The 16,227-nt window shown below is 64.7% G+C and carries 16 protein-coding genes; 8 read left to right on the forward strand and 8 right to left on the reverse strand.

Annotation, left to right across the window (positions count from 1 at the left end; genetic code table 11):
• Positions 1–15: 15 nt before the first annotated feature.
• Positions 16–531 carry a GNAT family N-acetyltransferase gene (locus AC1D1L_RS16420; RefSeq protein WP_477342598.1) on the reverse strand — a complete coding sequence of 172 codons (516 nt, stop codon included), beginning with the start codon at positions 529–531 and terminating at the stop codon, positions 16–18.
• Positions 532–617: 86 nt separating this feature from the next.
• The gene (locus tag AC1D1L_RS16425) at positions 618–2,150 is read right to left on the reverse strand and encodes a YifB family Mg chelatase-like AAA ATPase (RefSeq protein WP_477342599.1); all 1,533 of its coding nucleotides are present in this window, start codon (positions 2,148–2,150) and stop codon (positions 618–620) included.
• A 289-nt stretch (positions 2,151–2,439) separates the two neighbouring features.
• Between AC1D1L_RS16425 and AC1D1L_RS16430 the strand changes: the two genes are divergently transcribed.
• Positions 2,440–3,945 (forward strand): Ig-like domain-containing protein, encoded by a 1,506-nt coding sequence (locus tag AC1D1L_RS16430; protein ID WP_477342600.1) that lies wholly within the window; start codon positions 2,440–2,442, stop codon positions 3,943–3,945.
• An 81-nt stretch (positions 3,946–4,026) separates the two neighbouring features.
• On the opposite strand, the gene gshB is transcribed toward AC1D1L_RS16430, so the two are convergent.
• The 3 genes from gshB to AC1D1L_RS16445 all read right to left on the reverse strand — a co-directional run bounded on the left by gshB (position 4,027) and on the right by AC1D1L_RS16445 (position 6,653).
• A complete protein-coding gene (gene gshB / locus AC1D1L_RS16435) occupies positions 4,027–4,968 on the reverse strand; it encodes a glutathione synthase (protein ID WP_477342601.1) in 942 nt (313 codons plus the stop codon).
• Positions 4,969–5,269: 301 nt separating this feature from the next.
• Positions 5,270–5,644, reverse strand: coding sequence for a GtrA family protein (locus tag AC1D1L_RS16440; RefSeq protein WP_477342602.1), 375 nt, complete (start codon positions 5,642–5,644; stop codon positions 5,270–5,272).
• A gap of 4 nt (positions 5,645–5,648) precedes the next feature.
• A complete protein-coding gene (locus AC1D1L_RS16445; protein ID WP_477342603.1) occupies positions 5,649–6,653 on the reverse strand; it encodes a glycosyltransferase in 1,005 nt (334 codons plus the stop codon).
• Between the two features lie 129 nt (positions 6,654–6,782).
• On the opposite strand from AC1D1L_RS16445, the gene AC1D1L_RS16450 reads away from it, so the two are divergent.
• The 7 genes from AC1D1L_RS16450 to AC1D1L_RS16480 all read left to right on the forward strand — a co-directional run bounded on the left by AC1D1L_RS16450 (position 6,783) and on the right by AC1D1L_RS16480 (position 14,607).
• A complete protein-coding gene (locus AC1D1L_RS16450; protein ID WP_477342604.1) occupies positions 6,783–8,570 on the forward strand; it encodes a GtrA family protein in 1,788 nt (595 codons plus the stop codon).
• 100 nt (positions 8,571–8,670) lie between these two features.
• Complete coding sequence (locus tag AC1D1L_RS16455) at positions 8,671–10,020, forward strand: putative bifunctional diguanylate cyclase/phosphodiesterase (RefSeq protein ID WP_112559054.1); 1,350 nt, start codon at positions 8,671–8,673, stop codon at positions 10,018–10,020.
• A gap of 168 nt (positions 10,021–10,188) precedes the next feature.
• Complete coding sequence (locus AC1D1L_RS16460; RefSeq protein ID WP_477342605.1) at positions 10,189–10,956, forward strand: SDR family NAD(P)-dependent oxidoreductase; 768 nt, start codon at positions 10,189–10,191, stop codon at positions 10,954–10,956.
• The gene (locus AC1D1L_RS16465) at positions 10,953–11,915 is read left to right on the forward strand and encodes a 2-dehydro-3-deoxygalactonokinase (protein WP_477342606.1); all 963 of its coding nucleotides are present in this window, start codon (positions 10,953–10,955) and stop codon (positions 11,913–11,915) included. The genes AC1D1L_RS16460 and AC1D1L_RS16465 overlap by 4 nt, the downstream gene beginning before the upstream one ends.
• Positions 11,912–12,553, forward strand: coding sequence for a 2-dehydro-3-deoxy-6-phosphogalactonate aldolase (locus AC1D1L_RS16470; protein ID WP_477342607.1), 642 nt, complete (start codon positions 11,912–11,914; stop codon positions 12,551–12,553). Before AC1D1L_RS16465 ends, AC1D1L_RS16470 begins: the two co-directional genes overlap by 4 nt.
• Positions 12,553–13,428, forward strand: a complete 876-nt coding sequence (locus tag AC1D1L_RS16475) for an SMP-30/gluconolactonase/LRE family protein (protein ID WP_477342608.1) — start codon at positions 12,553–12,555, stop codon at positions 13,426–13,428. Before AC1D1L_RS16470 ends, AC1D1L_RS16475 begins: the two co-directional genes overlap by 1 nt.
• Before the next feature lie 120 nt (positions 13,429–13,548).
• Positions 13,549–14,607 (forward strand): D-alanine--D-alanine ligase family protein, encoded by a 1,059-nt coding sequence (locus AC1D1L_RS16480; protein ID WP_477342609.1) that lies wholly within the window; start codon positions 13,549–13,551, stop codon positions 14,605–14,607.
• Here the strand turns inward: AC1D1L_RS16480 and AC1D1L_RS16485 are convergent.
• Genes AC1D1L_RS16485 through AC1D1L_RS16495 form a run of 3 tightly spaced genes read right to left on the reverse strand, consistent with a single transcriptional unit; the run spans position 14,604 to position 16,223 of the window.
• Positions 14,604–14,891, reverse strand: coding sequence for a DUF1330 domain-containing protein (locus AC1D1L_RS16485; protein WP_436257496.1), 288 nt, complete (start codon positions 14,889–14,891; stop codon positions 14,604–14,606). The genes AC1D1L_RS16480 and AC1D1L_RS16485 overlap by 4 nt on opposite strands.
• A 25-nt stretch (positions 14,892–14,916) precedes the next feature.
• The gene (gene pyrF / locus AC1D1L_RS16490) at positions 14,917–15,630 is read right to left on the reverse strand and encodes an orotidine-5'-phosphate decarboxylase (RefSeq protein ID WP_477342610.1); all 714 of its coding nucleotides are present in this window, start codon (positions 15,628–15,630) and stop codon (positions 14,917–14,919) included.
• Positions 15,627–16,223: an NADPH-dependent FMN reductase gene (locus AC1D1L_RS16495; RefSeq protein WP_477342611.1), complete on the reverse strand. Its 597-nt coding sequence runs from the start codon at positions 16,221–16,223 to the stop codon at positions 15,627–15,629. Before AC1D1L_RS16495 ends, pyrF begins: the two co-directional genes overlap by 4 nt.
• Positions 16,224–16,227: the final 4 nt, after the last annotated feature.

Here is a 16,227-nt window from a genome sequence, read left to right on the forward strand (position 1 = left end):
CCGGTTGCGGTGACCTCACACGCGTTGGATCGAGCGCGACAAGAAGACGTCGGTATGCCTGACATGCGCCGGAGTTTCGCGGAAAGGTGCGCAGGGCCTGAAGCCGAACGCCTCGTACACGGCAACGGCGTTGCTCATATAGAAGGTCGTGTGGATCAGCACCGTGCGGGCTGGCCTTTTCTCGATCTCCGCCAATGCAGCGCCCATCAACTCGCGACCGATCCCTAATCCGCGGAAAGATGCGTCGACGAAGAATCTGTGAAGCTCCACTGTGTTGTCGTCGAACTGGTCAAAGGCGAGGCAGCCTGCCGGCCGGCGCTCCGATCGTGCAATGAACGCCATGGCATCAGGCACGCCGAATTGCATCGCCAGCTCCGGGCCGCTTGTTTCCGGCTGGAAGAGGATCCTGATATCCTCCTCCGAAACGCCGTGGGGGGCCGAAGCGTCGACATCCCATTGCGCAAGCTTGCGACAGAGCCCTGCCAAGGTCTCGAAGTCTTCGGCGCTACGGGCCGGTGAAACTGAGATCATCCCTCGCCCCCGCGGATCTACGCGATCATAGCACGCACGGCCCCCCGACGCGAAATGCACATCGTCCGGCTCAGTTAAGGCGACGCCTAAGCCGCCTGCGCCACCCGCTCCGACATCATGCGATAGGAAATCGCCTCGGCCAGGTGGATGCGGCCGACGGTCTCGCTGGCGTCGAGGTCGGCCAGCGTGCGCGCCACTTTCAGCACGCGGTGATAGGCGCGCGCCGAAAAGCCGAGCTTTTCGCTGGCGTCTCTCAGCAGCGACAGGCCGGCTGCATCCGGCACGGCGATGTCTTCGATGATCGAGGGCGAGCAATGCGCATTGGTGGTCGCGCTGGTGACGCCGAGCCGTTCGAAGCGCTCGCGTTGGATGATGCGGGCGCGGGCCACGCGCTGGGCTACGGCGGCGCTCTTTTCCGCCCGGTCGGGGCGGATCAGGTCGGCGGCCGAGACCGCCGGCACTTCGATCCTGAGGTCGATGCGGTCGAGCAGCGGGCCTGAAATGCGCGCCTGGTAGTCGGTGCGGCAGCGCTCGCCGCGCAGGCAGCGATAGCCGGGTTCGCCGGCCATGCCGCAGCGGCAGGGGTTCATCGCCGCCACCAGCTGGATGCGCGCCGGATAGGTGACGCGGTGGTTGGCGCGCGCGATCATGCAGTCGCCGGTCTCCAGCGGCTGGCGCAGCGCATCCAGCGTCTGCGGCGAGAATTCGGGGAATTCGTCGAGGAACAGCACGCCGTGATGGGCGAGCGAGACCTCGCCCGGCCGCACCCTGAGGCCGCCGCCGACCATCGCCGCCATCGAAGCCGAATGGTGTGGAGCGCGGAACGGCCGCCGGTCGGTGAGCTTGCCTTCGCCGAGTTCGCCCGCCACCGAGGCAATCATCGAGACTTCGAGAAGCTCCTTCGGCGCCAGCGGCGGCAGGATCGAGGGCAGCCTTTGCGCCAGCATCGATTTTCCCGAGCCTGGCGGGCCGACCATCAGCAGATTGTGGCCGCCGGCGGCCGCCACTTCCAGCGCCCGCTTGGCGCTCTCCTGGCCCTTGATGTCGCAGAGGTCGGGCAGGTCGCGCGCCGAGACATGGATGCCGGGCTCGGGCCGCGACAGCACCTGCGTGCCGCGAAAATGATTGGCAATCGCAATCAGGCTGCGCGGCGCCAATATGTCGAAATCCTTGCCGGCCCATGCTGCTTCCGGTCCACAGCCGAATGGGCAGATCAGGCCCTTTCCCTCGGCATTGGCGCCGATCGCCGCCGGCAGCGCGCCGGCGACCGCGGCAATGGTGCCGTCGAGCGACAATTCGCCGAGCACGACATAGGAGGCCAGCATATCGCCCGGGATGGCGCCAAGCGCCGCCATCAGGCCGAGCGCAATCGGCAGGTCGTAATGGCTGCCTTCCTTGGGCAGGTCGGCGGGCGCCAGGTTGACCGTGACCTTTTTCGACGGCATCGACAGGCCCGACGCATGGAGTGCCGCCTGCACCCGCTCGCGGCTCTCGGCCACCGCCTTGTCGGGCAGGCCGACAATGTGCATGCCGACCTTGCCCGGCGCGATCATCACCTGGACATCGACCGGCACGGCCTCGATGCCTTGGAAAGCAACCGTGCGAACCCGCGCCACCATTTGTTCAAGCCCCCGGATACCGGCTCCCTCGGGCCTTTCTGATCAGACCGCGAGCGACGTCAGCTAAAACAACCATAGATTTCAGGCCAAGGCAAGAACATTACAGGAACATGCAAGTGTCGCCGTCCTTCCGGCACCATACGATGCCGACGCCTGCCTTCGCCCGAGACAGAATTAACCACAAAGGCGCGGCGCGGTTGGGTGTCACCGATCCGACTCGCATACTATGGTATGGTTGGGACTGGGGGACATCCGCAGCGCGTCCAGGCGCCAAAGCGAGGAAAACAGGATGCCGACCTTAAGCAATGGCAGTCAGCTCACCGTATGGGAAGAACCCGACTATCCCAATCCAAGCCCAGACGCGGTGCTTTTCAGCATCACGGAACCCGACGGCGACGTGATCGGGCCGATAGGGGCAAAGCCCGATTTCCCGTTTGGCGGGATCGACGTGGCTTCGGTCGATGTCTTCGACGGCTTCTTCACCATCACCAGCTTCACCAATGAGGGCAGGACCGAGACCTGGACGACGGTCGAGACGCAAGTCTTCGACAACGACGGCAATCTTCTCCGCACCCTGTCCGACCAGGCCGCCTACCTGTCGGCCCGGATCGTCTCGGTCAACGCCGACAGCCCCGACACCATCACTGTCACCTGGATCGGGGCGAACGAGTATTTCGGCGGCGAAAACACCCAATACGGCCAGCACCAGATCATCCTGGAGGGCGGCACGCTGCAGCCCGACACGTTCGTCAATCATGCGCCCACGGTCGCCAATCTGAATGTGTCGGTTTCGCAGGGGGAATTTCTCGACGACATCAAATTCAGCGCGGCCGATGCCGACTACGATCTCCTGAGCTTTGTCGTCGTCGATGGGCCGGACCACGCCACCTTTGAGCAAAGCACGCGTTTCGACGGCAACCACTATCCGTTTCATCAGGGTCACTATGGCAACAGCCTGCACTATCATGCCGACTTTCTGAACGGCAATCTGTTCGACTACACGCCCGAGGCGGGCTTCGTCGGCACCGACAGCTTCACGGTTTACGCCACGGACGGCCAGGGCAACAGCAATCTGGCGACGATTACGATCACGGTTGCCCCACCAGCCGAATCCATCGCGCTGACCGACGCCGCGAACACAGTGAACTACGGAGCCCATGATCGTGCCGCGCTCGTCACCGCGCTGGGCGGTGGCGACCGTGTCATAGGCACCTCGTTCAACGATACGCTCGATGGCGGCGCCGGCAACGACCAGCTGTTCGGCGGCACCGGCGCCGACACCCTCATCGGCGGCGCAGGCACGGATTGGCTGAAGGGCGGCGCCGGCAATGACGTCATAAGCGGCGGCGCGGGCACGGACGGCATCCGTGGCGATGAGGGCGACGATGCCCTCGACGGCGGTGCCGGCTCCGACGACCTGCGCGGCGGCGTTGGCGATGACATCCTCAATGGCGGTGCCGGCGGCGACCGGCTGGCCGGCGGCGAGGGCAGGAATGTCTTCGTGTTCGACGCGCTTGGACTGGCGAATTGCGACAGGATCGAAGACTTCGATGCGCAAGATGATATGATCCGCCTGGACAGCTCCGTGTTTGTCGGACTGCAGGCCGGACCGCTTTTCGCGGCAGCCTTCGCGGTAGGTCACCAAGCCATCGATGACAGCGACCACATCCTCTACAACGATGCTACCGGCGACCTTTTGTACGATGTGGACGGGGTAGGCGGCGCGGCGGCTGTCAAGTTTGCCGCCGTCGACCCGGGCACCTGGGTCACCGCGGACGATTTCATTGTGATCTAGGGCAAGGTATGAAACGGTTTTCCCGCAGGAATTGCGTGAAAGCAAAGAGATAGAGCGGTTCTGTGGTTCCGTGAAACTGCTCTATTTCCGCTTCCCTTCCACCGCATCCCAGAACAGGCTGGCAATGTCGGCGCCGCCAAAACGTTGCACTTCGCGCACGCCGGTCGGCGAGGTCACGTTGATCTCGGTCATGTAGTCGCCGATCACGTCGATGCCGACGAGGATGAAGCCGCGCTCTTTCAGCGCCGGTCCGATGCGGGCGCAGATCTCGCGCTCGCGCTCCGTCAGCTCGGTCTTTTCGGCGCGGCCGCCGACATGCATGTTGGAGCGTGAATCGTGGTCGGCCGGCACACGGTTGATGGCGCCGACTGCCTCGCCATCGACCAGGATGATGCGCTTGTCGCCTTTGCGCACATCCTTCAGATAGCGCTGCACGATATAGGGCTCGCGCGACAGCTGGGCGAACATCTCGAGCAGCGAGGCGAGGTTGCGGTCGTCCTCCCTGAGATGGAAGATGCCGGCGCCGCCATTGCCGTAGAGCGGCTTGACGATGATGTCGCCGAATTGCTTGCGGAAGGCGGCGACTTCCTGTGGATCCTTGGTGATCAACGTTTCCGGCATCAGGTCGGGGAATTCGGTGACGAAGATTTTTTCCGGGCTGTTGCGCACCCAGGCCGGGTCGTTGACGACCAGTGTCTTGGGGTGAATGCGCTCGAGGATGTGCGTGGTGGTGATGTAGTTCATGTCGAAGGGCGGATCCTGGCGCAGCAGGATCACGTCCATCTCCGAGAGCTCAGTGCGCACCTTGTCGCCCAGCGTGTAGTGATTGCCCTTCTCGTCGCGGAGCTTCATCTCCTCGATGCCGGCAAACACCTTGCCGCCCAGCATCGACAGCCGGTCGGGCGTGTAGTGGAACAGTTGGTGGCCGCGCCGCTGTGCCTCCAGCGACAGCGCAAACGACGTGTCGCCGGCGATCGAGACGGTGGAGACATGGTCCATCTGGACGGCGATCTTCAGGGGCATCTTCTGGTCTCCAGCGGGTCGAGCAAGTCCAGGAAAAGTGCGTAGCGGTTTTCCGTCCGGAATTGCGGCAAGGCAAGCCGCCGATATACGGAACTCGGGGGCTTCTGCCAATCGGCCAGAGCCTATTGCCGGGCGGCGCTTCGCTTGGTGCAAGCGCTAGGAGATCGTTTCGAAATTCGCTCTGGTGAGTCAGACGGTGGTGTTTTCGAGAACCGGAGCGCAGCGGACGTTTGGGTCCGTGAGCACCGGAAGCGCAGAAAACGCCGTCAGATGGCCGCCAGAGTAGAATTTCTAGACGGTCTCAGCGGTCGAAGACCAGCCGGGAGTACCCGAGGAAGGACAGCGCCATCGCCACCAGCGAGGCAATCGCAAGTGCCGCCAGCGGCGGCATTGCCGGCAGCGCGAACAGGATGGCGCAATAGACGAGATAGTTGACGATGCTGGTGGCGATGCCGACGCCGCCATAGCGTGCGCCCTCTTGCGCCATGCCGCGGCTCGACGGCGAAAAGGTCAGGTGCCGGTTGATCTGCCAAGTGACGCAGAGCGCAAAGCCGATCGACAGCACGCGCGCGACGAGGGGCCCGAGCGGCGTTACCGCCAAAACAAGCCAGAGTGCGGCGGCATCGGCGACGAAGCCGGCGCCGCCGGCCAAGACAAAGCGGGCGATCCGGCTCACGGCCTCAGGCTGCCCGGGGCGTCTTGCCCGGTTCGGCCTTCGCGGTTTCACCAGTGCGTTCGCGCCGTTCGATCCGGCCAGACGGGACCGAGAGATAGAAGATGCGCTTCTGCTCGGCGCGTCCGCGCGAGACCGAATCGAGGATCAGTCCGGTCACCATCGCAAGCATGGACAACAGCAGCAGGCCGACCGACAGCACCCAGGTCGGCATGCGTGGCACGAGGCCGGTCTGGGCGAATTCGATCAACACCGACGTCATCAGGGTAAGGCCCGATGCCAGGAAGAGTATCGCGAAGGCGCCGAAGAAGCGCAGCGGCTGCGTCTCCTTCATCAGCATGGCGAACATCCACAGGATCCTGGCACCGTCGCGATAGGTCGACAGCTTCGACGACGATCCCTCAGGCCGGCGGCCATAGTCGAGCGCGATCTCGCTGACAGGCAGCTTGAGCTGCGAGGCATGCACCGCCATTTCGGTCTCGATCTCGAAGCCGCCGGAAACGGCGGGGAAACTCTTGACGAAACGCCTGGAGAAGGCGCGGTAGCCGGAGAAGATATCGGTGAAGTCGGTGCCGAACAGCCGCTTGTAGAGGCTGTTGAAGATGCGGTTGCCGAACGCATGGCCGGAACGGCCGGCATCGTCGGCGACGCCGCGCCTGGTACCCACCACCATGTCGCAGCGCTCGGTCTGCAGGATGTTGATAAGCTGCGGTGCATCTTCCGGCGCATACGTGCCGTCGCCGTCGGCCATCAGATAGATATCGGCATCGATGTCGGCGAACATGCGCCGCACGACATTGCCCTTGCCCTGGCGCGGCTCGCGGATGACGATGGCGCCGGCCGCGCGCGCCTTGAGCGCGGTCAAATCCCTGGAATTGTTGTCATAAACATAGATCGCGGCCGACGGCAGCGTCTCGCGAAACCGCCGCACCACCTCGGCGATGGTCAGTTCCTCATTGTAGCAGGGCAGGAGCACGGCAATGGCCGGCTCGTGGCGGACTTCGTGCGGCATTTCCGTCTCCCGATGCCCGGCGAGCCTCCGGCCACGCTCAAATGCGGCCTCGCTCAGGCGACTTTACTATTTATTGAAGCTGTTAAGGCTAGGTTTAAGCCGAGCTTCTTTCCGACAAAGGCCGTGATGATGAACGCAGCCAAGGCGGGTGCTTCCTCCTGGAAGTCCGATATGACGCTGGCGCTGCTTGCCATGCTGGTGGCGCTGGCCGTCAATACCACCACGGGCTTTCGCGAATTGAGCAATGCCGGCGGCGACAATGACAGCCTGCTGCGGCTGGTCGAGGTTCGCGACATGCTGGCCGGCCAGGGCTGGTTCGACCTGCATCAGTACCGGATGGGGCCCGAAGGCGGCTTCATCATGCACTGGTCGCGGCTGGTCGATGCGCCGCTCGCGGCCATCATCCTCGTCGCTTCGGCGCTGACCGGCAGCATGGCCATGGCCGAGGCGATCGCACAGGTGCTGTGGCCGGCGCTGCTGCTTTTCCTGGCGGTGTTCTTCCTCGCCCGCGCGGCGCGCAGCTTTGCCGGCGCCGGCGCCGTACTGCCCGCAATCGTCATCGGCGCGGCGGCGCTGCATTTCATCGGCATCTTCTTGCCGGGTGCGCTCGATCATCACAATGTCCAGCTGACGCTAACTATGGCCAGCCTCAGCCTGCTGCTCGAGGCGCCCACGCACCGCTGGGCGGCGCCGTTTTCGGGTCTGTGCGCTGCACTGACGCTGGCCGTCGGCATGGAAACCGCGCCCTATGTCGCCACCATCGGCGCCTGCATCGCCTTGCTGTTTGTCGCCGACCCCGGCGGCGAGCACCGGATCGCAAGGGACTTCGGTCTCGGCTTTGCCGGGGTTTCGGCGTTCGTCTTCGTCACCACCATCCCGCCATCGGCTTGGGGCCAGGCGCAGTGCGATGCCTTTTCGGCCGTGCAATTCGTTGTTGCGGCAATCGCCGGACTGGGCCTTGCCGTCGTGACGTCGCTCAGGGCGTCCAATGGCACGGCCGGCCGCCGGCTGATCTCGCTCGGTCTGCTCGCGCTTGTGCTGGGCGCCGTCGTCGTGGCGCTGTTCCCGCAGTGCCTTGCCGCGCCCTACGCAAACCTCGATCCGCGCCTCAAGGAATTGTGGCTCGACCACATCGATGAGGCACAGTCGCTGTTCCATATTGCCGTCAGCGACCCGGCCTCGGTGGCGGCGCGCTATGTCACGCCGCTGGTGGCGATCGCGCTGATGGCGCTTCGGCTGCGCGGACCGTGGCGCCGCCAGGACAGCCTCGTCGGCGCCTTGCTGGCCGCCGCCTTCATCGTCAGCGCCTGGCAGGTCCGCGGCTCGACATTCTCGATCGCCTTTGCCGTCATCCCGCTGTCGGCCTGGATCGCAACATGGCGCGAACGGGCGAGCGTCAGCCCTTCGCGCAGCGTGTCGCTGCGCATGGCGGCAGTCTGGCTGGTGTCGGTAAATGCCGTCTGGGCCGGCGCTGCCGCCGCGACCTCGAGCGCTTTCGAGGCCGACAAGGTCTCCGCCGAGGCCAAGGACGCCGATCCGGCCTGCACGCGCAAGGCCTCCTTCGCGACGCTGGCCAGGTTGCCGGACACCACGGTGCTTGCCATTTCCAATCTCGGCTCGCCCATCCTGGCCTATTCCGGCCACCGTGTCTTTGCCGGCCCCTATCATCGCAACATCGCCGGCGACCTGCTTGCGCTCGATGCCTTCCTCGGATCGGCGGACCAGGCCAAGGCGATCGTGGCGCAGCACCATGTCGGCCTGGTGGCACTCTGCCGCGGCAGCGCCGAAACCAAAGTGCTTGTCGCCAAGGCGCCGCAAGGCTTCCTGGCCGGGCTGATGCAGGAAAGCGTCCCCGATTGGCTCGAACCGCTGGCCGAAACACGTGGAAACCCGGTCGAGCTCTACCGCGTCCGCTAAAGCATCATTCGCCAGGGAAAAATCGATTTCGCGATACGGTTCCTAAACGCTTTGCTGCCAGTCTCAGCGTAAATTTCGGACGTCAAAAACAGGGATACCGATGCAAACGACGTTTGGCACCGGGCAGGCAAGCAGGGAAAACTCGGATCTGGCGTTCACCGACACGCTGACCGGGCTTGGCAACCATCGCCGCTTCTTCGACAAGGTCGACCGCCTGATCAGCGACCGTGCAGACGATCCCGCGCCCTTTACCGTCGGCATTCTCGACCTTGACGGTTTCAAGCCGATCAACGATCTGTTCGGCCACAAGGCCGGCGACGACATATTGATCCAGGTGGCGATGCGGCTGCGCGCCTCGATGGACAGCCATTCCACTGTCTGCCGCATCGGCGCCGACGAATTCGCCTTCCTCTACCCGATGGTGTTCTCGGAGGAAGCGGCGGCCGAGAAGTCGCGCATGATGATCGAAATCCTGTCGGCGCCCTACGATGTCGGCGAACGCACCGCCAGGCTTTCGGCTTCGGTCGGTTGTTCGCTGTTCTATTCCGGCGACGAAACCACGGAAATCCTCGTCAACAAGGCCGAAACGGCGCTCTACCATGCCAAGCGTTCGGGTCGTGGCCGCGTCGTCGTCTACACACGCGAGATGGAAGAGGCGGCCAAGCGCGTCACCCGCATCGAACAGGCGCTGCGCCGCGCCGTCTCGGCCGGTGAGGTGGAGCCGCATTTCCAGCCCATCGTCGACCTCAACACCCGCCGCACCATTGGTTTCGAGACGCTGGCGCGCTGGACCGATCGCGACCTCGGCGTCGTCCCGCCGACCGTGTTCATTCCCATCGCCGAGGAGCGCGGCATCATCGGCCCGCTGTCGCAGCTGGTGCTGCGCAAGGCGACCGAAGCGGCGCGCAGCTGGCCGAAGGACCTGTTCCTGTCCTTCAACCTGTCGCCCTCGCAGCTCGTCGACCAGAACACAGGCCTGCACATATTGTCGATCCTCGACCGCACCGGCTTCGATCCGCGCCGGCTCGAGATCGAGATCACCGAAACCGGCCTGATGAACGATCCGGCCTCGGCGGAGAAGATCGTCGAGGATCTGCGCCGCGTCGGGATCCGCGTCTCGCTCGACGATTTCGGCACCGGCCAGTCCTCTCTCGGCCGCTTGCGCGAATTCCACTTCGACAAGCTCAAGATCGACCGCGCCTTCGTCTCCTCCATCCTCGACGACCGTCCGTCCGAGCACATCATCCGCGCCATTCTCGCCATGTGCGACGGGCTCGGCATGGACGTCGTCGCCGAAGGCATCGAGGAGGAGGCGCAGGCCGACCGCCTCGTCCAGTTCGGCTGCGCTGGCGGCCAGGGTTATTTGTTCGGCAAGCCGGTCGATGCCGACGCCACGCTCGGCTATCTCCGCGATTCCTATCGCGGGGCGCTTTACGCCAAGGCAATCTGACCGGGCGCCTCGCCGCATCGAGTGGGTAGAGGTTCCTGCCTGGGCAGGCCTGGTCCGATGTCTTGCGTCCTTTTGTCTGACATAAGGCGAAGAAATCACCGTTTTCGCCCTTGCTCCCCGGACTTGGCTGGCTAGGATGCGCGCCGATCGGGACCGGGAGTTAAAAACATGATGCCATCGGCGGACTTTGCCGACCTCAGGGGCGCCTCGGTGCTGATCACCGGCGGCGGTTCCGGCATTGGCGCTGCATTGACCGAGGGTTTTGTTCGCCAGGGCGCCCATGTCGCCTTCATCGACATCGCCGATGGCCCAAGCACGCTGCTCGCCGATCGCGTCGAAAAGGAACTCGGCCGGCGGCCGCTCTACCTCAAGACCGATCTGCGCGACGTCGAGGCGCTGCGCGCTTCGGCCGCCAAAGCGGCTGAGGCGCATGGCGACGTTACCGTGCTGATCAACAATGCCGCCTGGGACGAACGCCACGACGTCGCCGACGTCAGCGTCGAGTTCTGGGACAACAACCTCGCCATCAATCTGCGCCCGCACTTCTTCTCCGCGCAGGCGGTGGCGCCGGGCATGAAGCGGGCCGGCGGCGGCTCGATCATCAATTTTACCTCAACCTCTTATCTCATCAACCATCCCGACATGCCGGCCTACACCGCTGCCAAGGCCGGCATTCTCGGTCTGACCAAGGGTCTTGCCGGCAAGCTCGGTGTCGACGGCATCCGCGTCAACGCTGTTGCGCCGGGCTGGGTGATCACCGATCGTCAGCGGGAACTCTGGGTCACCGAGGAGAGGCTTGCCGCCCATGTCGCCAAGCAGTGTATCAAAGAGGTCATGCAGCCCGACGACATGGTCGGCACCGTGCTGTTCCTTGCCTCCGACGCCTCGCGTATGCTGACGGCGCAAATGCTGATCGTCGACGGAGGGTTCCTGTGAGCCCGGCAAACCAGGCAAACAAAGTGCCGGCCGTCGCCGCCGTCGACTGGGGCACGACCCGCATGCGGGTCTGGCTGATCGACGAGGCGGGTGGGGTGCTGGCCGAACGCCGCGGCGATGACGGGCTGATCACCGCGCAGCAAAAGGGGTTTGCCACCATCCTTGAGGGACATCTGGCGGCGCTTGGCGCGCCACAGACGCTGCCGGTCATCATCTGCGGCATGGCCGGCTCCCGCCAGGGCTGGCTGGAGGCGCCTTACGTCACCGTGCCGGCGCCGATCGGCGCGATCCTCGCGGGCGCCGCCCGCATTCCCGGCCAGAGCCGCGACATCCGCATCGTGCCCGGCCTGGCGCAGCGGCTGGCTGATGCGCCGGATGTGATGCGTGGTGAAGAAACCCAGCTGGCCGGCGCCGGTTTGCCGGCTAATGGACGACATCTTGTCTGCATGCCCGGCACCCATTCGAAATGGGTTCTGGTCGAGGATGGCGCGGTCGATGGCTTCTGCACCTGGCCGACCGGCGAGCTGTTCTCGGTGCTGGCCACTCACTCGATCCTGCGCCATTCGCTGGGCGACAACCCGAAGCCGGTCACGCCAGACAATCCATTCTTCCAGGACTGGTGCTGCAAGGCGCTGGCCGAAGGTGGCGACGTCACTTCGAGGCTGTTTTCGATCCGCGCCGCAGGTCTGTTGCAGGACGTCAAGGCCGACGAAGCCGCCGCCTGCCTGTCCGGCCTGCTGATCGGCGGCGAGATCGCTTCAGCGGGCCGCCGTTACGGCGAAAGCGCCACCGCAATCGTGCTGGTCGCCTCTGGCGCGCTTGCGGCGCTTTACCGGCAGGCGCTCGACCTCGCCGGACTTGCCGTCAGGACGGTCGACGCCGATGAGGCGGTGCGTGCCGGCCTGATCGAGGCCGCGCGGGAAAATGGCATGATTGCCAGAAATGGAGTGACCGCGTGACCCAGACCGCACCTTTTCCGAAGCTCAAGCGCGGCCTCGTCGCCATCCTGCGTGGGCTGAAGCCTTCCGAGGCTGTCGCCATTGGGCAGGCATTGTTTGATGCCGGCATCGAAGCCATCGAAGTGCCGCTCAATTCGCCCGAACCGTTCGTGTCGATCTCAAGCATTGTCGCGGCATTGCCCAAAACGGCGCTGGTCGGCGCCGGCACGGTGCTGACGCCGACCGATGTCGATGCGCTGCACAAGGCCGGCGGCAGGCTGCTGGTCAGCCCCAACATCGACGCCGATGTCATGGCCCGCGCCATGCATCATGGCATGGTGACGATGCCTGGTGTGTTCACGCCCACTGAAGCGTTCCTGGCGATCCGGCTTGGCGCTTCGGCACTGAAATTCTTCCCGGCAAGCGTGCTCGGTCCCGGTGGCATTTCGGCGATGCGCGCCGTGTTGCCGGCCGACACCGTGGTGGGCGCCGTCGGCGGCGTTTCGGAGAAAGACTTTGCCGGCTACAAAGCCGCTGGGGTGACTGCTTTCGGCCTCGGCTCCAGCCTGTTCAAGCCAGGCATGAGCGTCGATGAGGTGGCGACGCGCGCCAAAGCCGCGGTGACGGCTTGGGATGCGGCATTCGGCGGAGCGGCATGATGGAAAACGTTTCGGTTTTTTCGGATCATGTCTGTGAGTTGGGCGAGGGTCCGAGCTATGATCCCGCCACAGATGCGCTGTTCTGGTTCGACATCGTCAACGGGCTGTTGCTGGAGCAGGGCGTCACGTCAGGCGCATTAAAGGTCCATAAGCTCGGCCAGATGGCCAGCGCCATCGCCATCATCGACGACAAGCGCCAGCTGATCGCCACCGAGACCGGCCTGCAGGTCCGCGATGTCGCGACCGGCAAGCTGACGTTGCACACGCCGATCGAGGCCAACAATGCGCTGACGCGCTCCAACGATTCGCGCGTCCATCCTTGCGGTGCCTTCTGGGTCGGCACCATGGGCAAGGATGAGGGCAAGGGCGCCGGCTCGATCTACTGGTTCTTCAAAGGCGAGTTGCGCACGCTTTACACCGGCATCACCGTGTCGAACTCGATTTGTTTCTCGCAGGACGGAACGATCGCCTACTACACCGACACTGCGACCGGCCTGTTGATGCGGGTCGCCTGCGACCCGGCGACCGGCTTGCCGGTCGGCGAGTCGAACGTCTTCGTCGATCATCGCTCGTCGAAAGGCTATGTCGATGGCTCGGTCGTCGACCGCGACGGCGTGTTGTGGAACGCCGTCTGGGGCGGCAAGGCGGTCAAGGCCTACTCGCCCGACGGCACATTGCTGCGTGAAATTGCCATGCCGGCGGGGCAGTCCTCGTGCCCTGCCTTTGTCGGCGCCAAGGCCGACCGGCTGGCGGTGACCTCGGCCTGGAAAGGCAAGGACGACAAGCAGCGCCAGCTCGACCCGCAGGCCGGGATGACCTTCCTGCTCGACATCCCCGTCAACGGCCGCTTCGAGCCGCGCGTGCTGATCGCCTGAGAGGCGCCAGTGCTTCGTTGACGGTTGTCACGCAACCGCCCGGCCCGGTCGGTTTCACGCAAGCCGATGGTGCTTGCCGTGCGATGGTAATAGCCTCTATCGCCGGGAGCCCACCATTCAATGCCGCAGAACCATCCGACCCTGATCCTCGTCCATGAGCCGGAAAAGGCCTGTTTCGACCGGCTGGTCGCCGACGGGTTTCCGGCCGAACGTGCGCTCGAAATCTCGTCCTATTTGGCGCAATCGACCGATCTTGCCCCCGAATTCGATGAACTTGCCGCCGCTTGCGAGCGACGCAGCCTCGCCTTCCTGTCGGTCGAACTCGACGATGCGGCAGCAACGCTAGCGAAAGCCGATCCTGAAACGACCTTGGTCTGGACGCTGACCGACGGCATCGCCTATTTCCGCGGCGCTGCGGCGCCTGCACTTGCCAGGCTGAATGGACTCAGGACCATCGGCGCCGACGATGCGCTGTTCGCGCTCTGCCAGGACAAGTTCCGTTCCGGCGCCGTGCTCGGCGCGCTCGGCCTGCCGGTGCCGCAGGCCGGCCTTGCCCGCGACGGCCGCTGGCTTGCTGAGCCGCCGCCATCAGCCGCCGGCTGGTTCGTCAAGCCGAACCGGCTCGGCTCCAAGGTCGGCATCTGGCCGGATTCGCGCTGCCACGAGCTGCAGCACGCACTGGAACTTAGCCGGCGTGTCTATGCCGCCTATCGCGACGATGTCGTCGTCCAGCCCTATGTCGCCGGCCGCAATGTCCGCGCCAGCTTCCTCGGGCTTGAGCCGGAAACCGGCGCCGAAGCGCTCGGCATCGCCTTTGTTGATTCCGGCGGCGATTTCCAGACCATGGCCGACTCGATGGCGCTTTACGGCGACACCGGCGAGGCCGCCAAGGCAGCCGGGCTCTACAGCGAACCGGTGCTGGAGCCGGTCGTCGACGCCCAGCCGGCTGCCGCGGCAACCACCCGTCGTATTGCCGAGCGACTAATGAGCGGGCTTGGCCTGCGCGACGTGTTTTCCATTGACTTCAGGGTGGAGGCCGACGATCACGTCCACCTTATCGAGTTCGAGGTCTGCCCCGGTCTGCCCTGCTTCGATTTCCGTGCCTATTGCCGAGCACAGTGGGGCATGACACTGACCGATGCGATGGCCGCAACCGCCGCGAACAGGTTAAGGCGCTAGACCCCCTCGACCAGCACGATCTCGCCGTCGGCGACCTTCTGGCGGATGGCGACGGCGCGCTGGTATTCCGGCGAGTGATAGCAATCATGCGCCACGCTGAGCGATTCGAATTCGATGATGACGTTGCGGGCGCGGCCTTGGCCCTCGGCCTTTTCGTGCTCGCCGCCGCGCGCCAGGAATTTCGCGCCGAAGCGCTCGAAGGCCAGCTTCGACGCCGCGACATAGTCCTTGTAGCCTTCAGCATCGCGCACATCGACGCGGGCGACCCAATATCCCTTTGGCATTGTTCTTCTCCTGGTTCGAAAAATGTCAGGCGGCGCGCATCTCTTCCAGTATGGCCTCCGCCGCTGCACGCCTGTCGCTTGCAGCGACGATCGGGCGGCCCACAACAAGATGGCTGGAGCCGTTGCGGATTGCCTGGCCGGGCGTCACCACCCGCTTCTGGTCGCCATGGTCGCTGCCCTTGGGCCGGATGCCGGGTGTCACCACCGCCAGGTCGGGGCCGACGATGCGGCGCACCGCTTCCGCCTCTTCGGCCGAGCAGACGACGCCGCCCATGCCGGCATGCAGCGCCTGTTCGGCGCGCCTCAGTACCAGCGTATGCGGATCGTACTCATAGCCGGCGTCGATCACGTCCTGTTCGTCCATCGAGGTCAGCACGCTGACCGCCAGCAGGCAGAGGCCGCTGCCCTCGGCGGCTTCCACCGCGGCACGCATCGCCTTGGGATAGGCATGGATGGTGAGCATGGTCATGCCCATGCTCACGATGTTCTCGACCCCCTTGGCCACCGTGTGGTCGATGTCGAGCAGCTTCATGTCGAGAAAGATCTTGGTGCCGTTGCTAGCCAGGTCCCTGGCGAAGTCAAGTCCGCCGGCAAACGCCAGCTGGTAGCCGATCTTGTAGAAGGAGACGACGCCATCGAGCTCGCGCACCGCCTGTTCGGCTTCTTTCACGGTCGGCAAGTCGAGGCCGACAATCAGTCTGTCTCTCATGGTCTGTGCCTGCATGGCTCCGGCAATCATGCCCCGATCCGGGTCGACAGCATGCGCGAGGTTTCGATCAGCGTGCGGCATAGGTGCTCCATCGATTTGGTCAGTCTCTCATCCCTGAAATTGCCGTCGGCGTCGAAGGCACTGCCGCCATCGGCTACCGAGCATTCCGGCGTCACCACTTCCATCCGGCAGCGCACCAGCACGGCGCGCAGATGGTTGATGCAGCGTATCCCTGCGAAATGTCCGTTGGAAGACGAGCACAGCCCGGCGACCTTGCCGGCAAACGGCCTGAACGTGCGGCCACTATCCGTGCGCACCCGGCTTACCCAGTCGATCGTGTTCTTGAGCAGCGGCGGGATCGAGCCGTTGTATTCCGGCGTCGCGACCAGCAGCCCGTCATGGGCGGCGATCAGCCGGCCGAGCTTCACGGCATTGTCGGGGACGCCTTTTTCTTTTTCGAGATCTTCGTCCAGGATCGGCAGCGTATAGTCGGCCAGCGAAATGCGCGTCACCTCGGCGCCCTGCATGGCCAGCTCCTTCTGCGCCACATCGGCCGTCCTGCCGCTGAAAGCGCCGCTGCGCACCGAGCCGGCAAAGACGAGGATTTTCGGAATCACTGCCATTGGC

This window comes from Mesorhizobium sp. P2_D6, assembly GCF_056404315.1.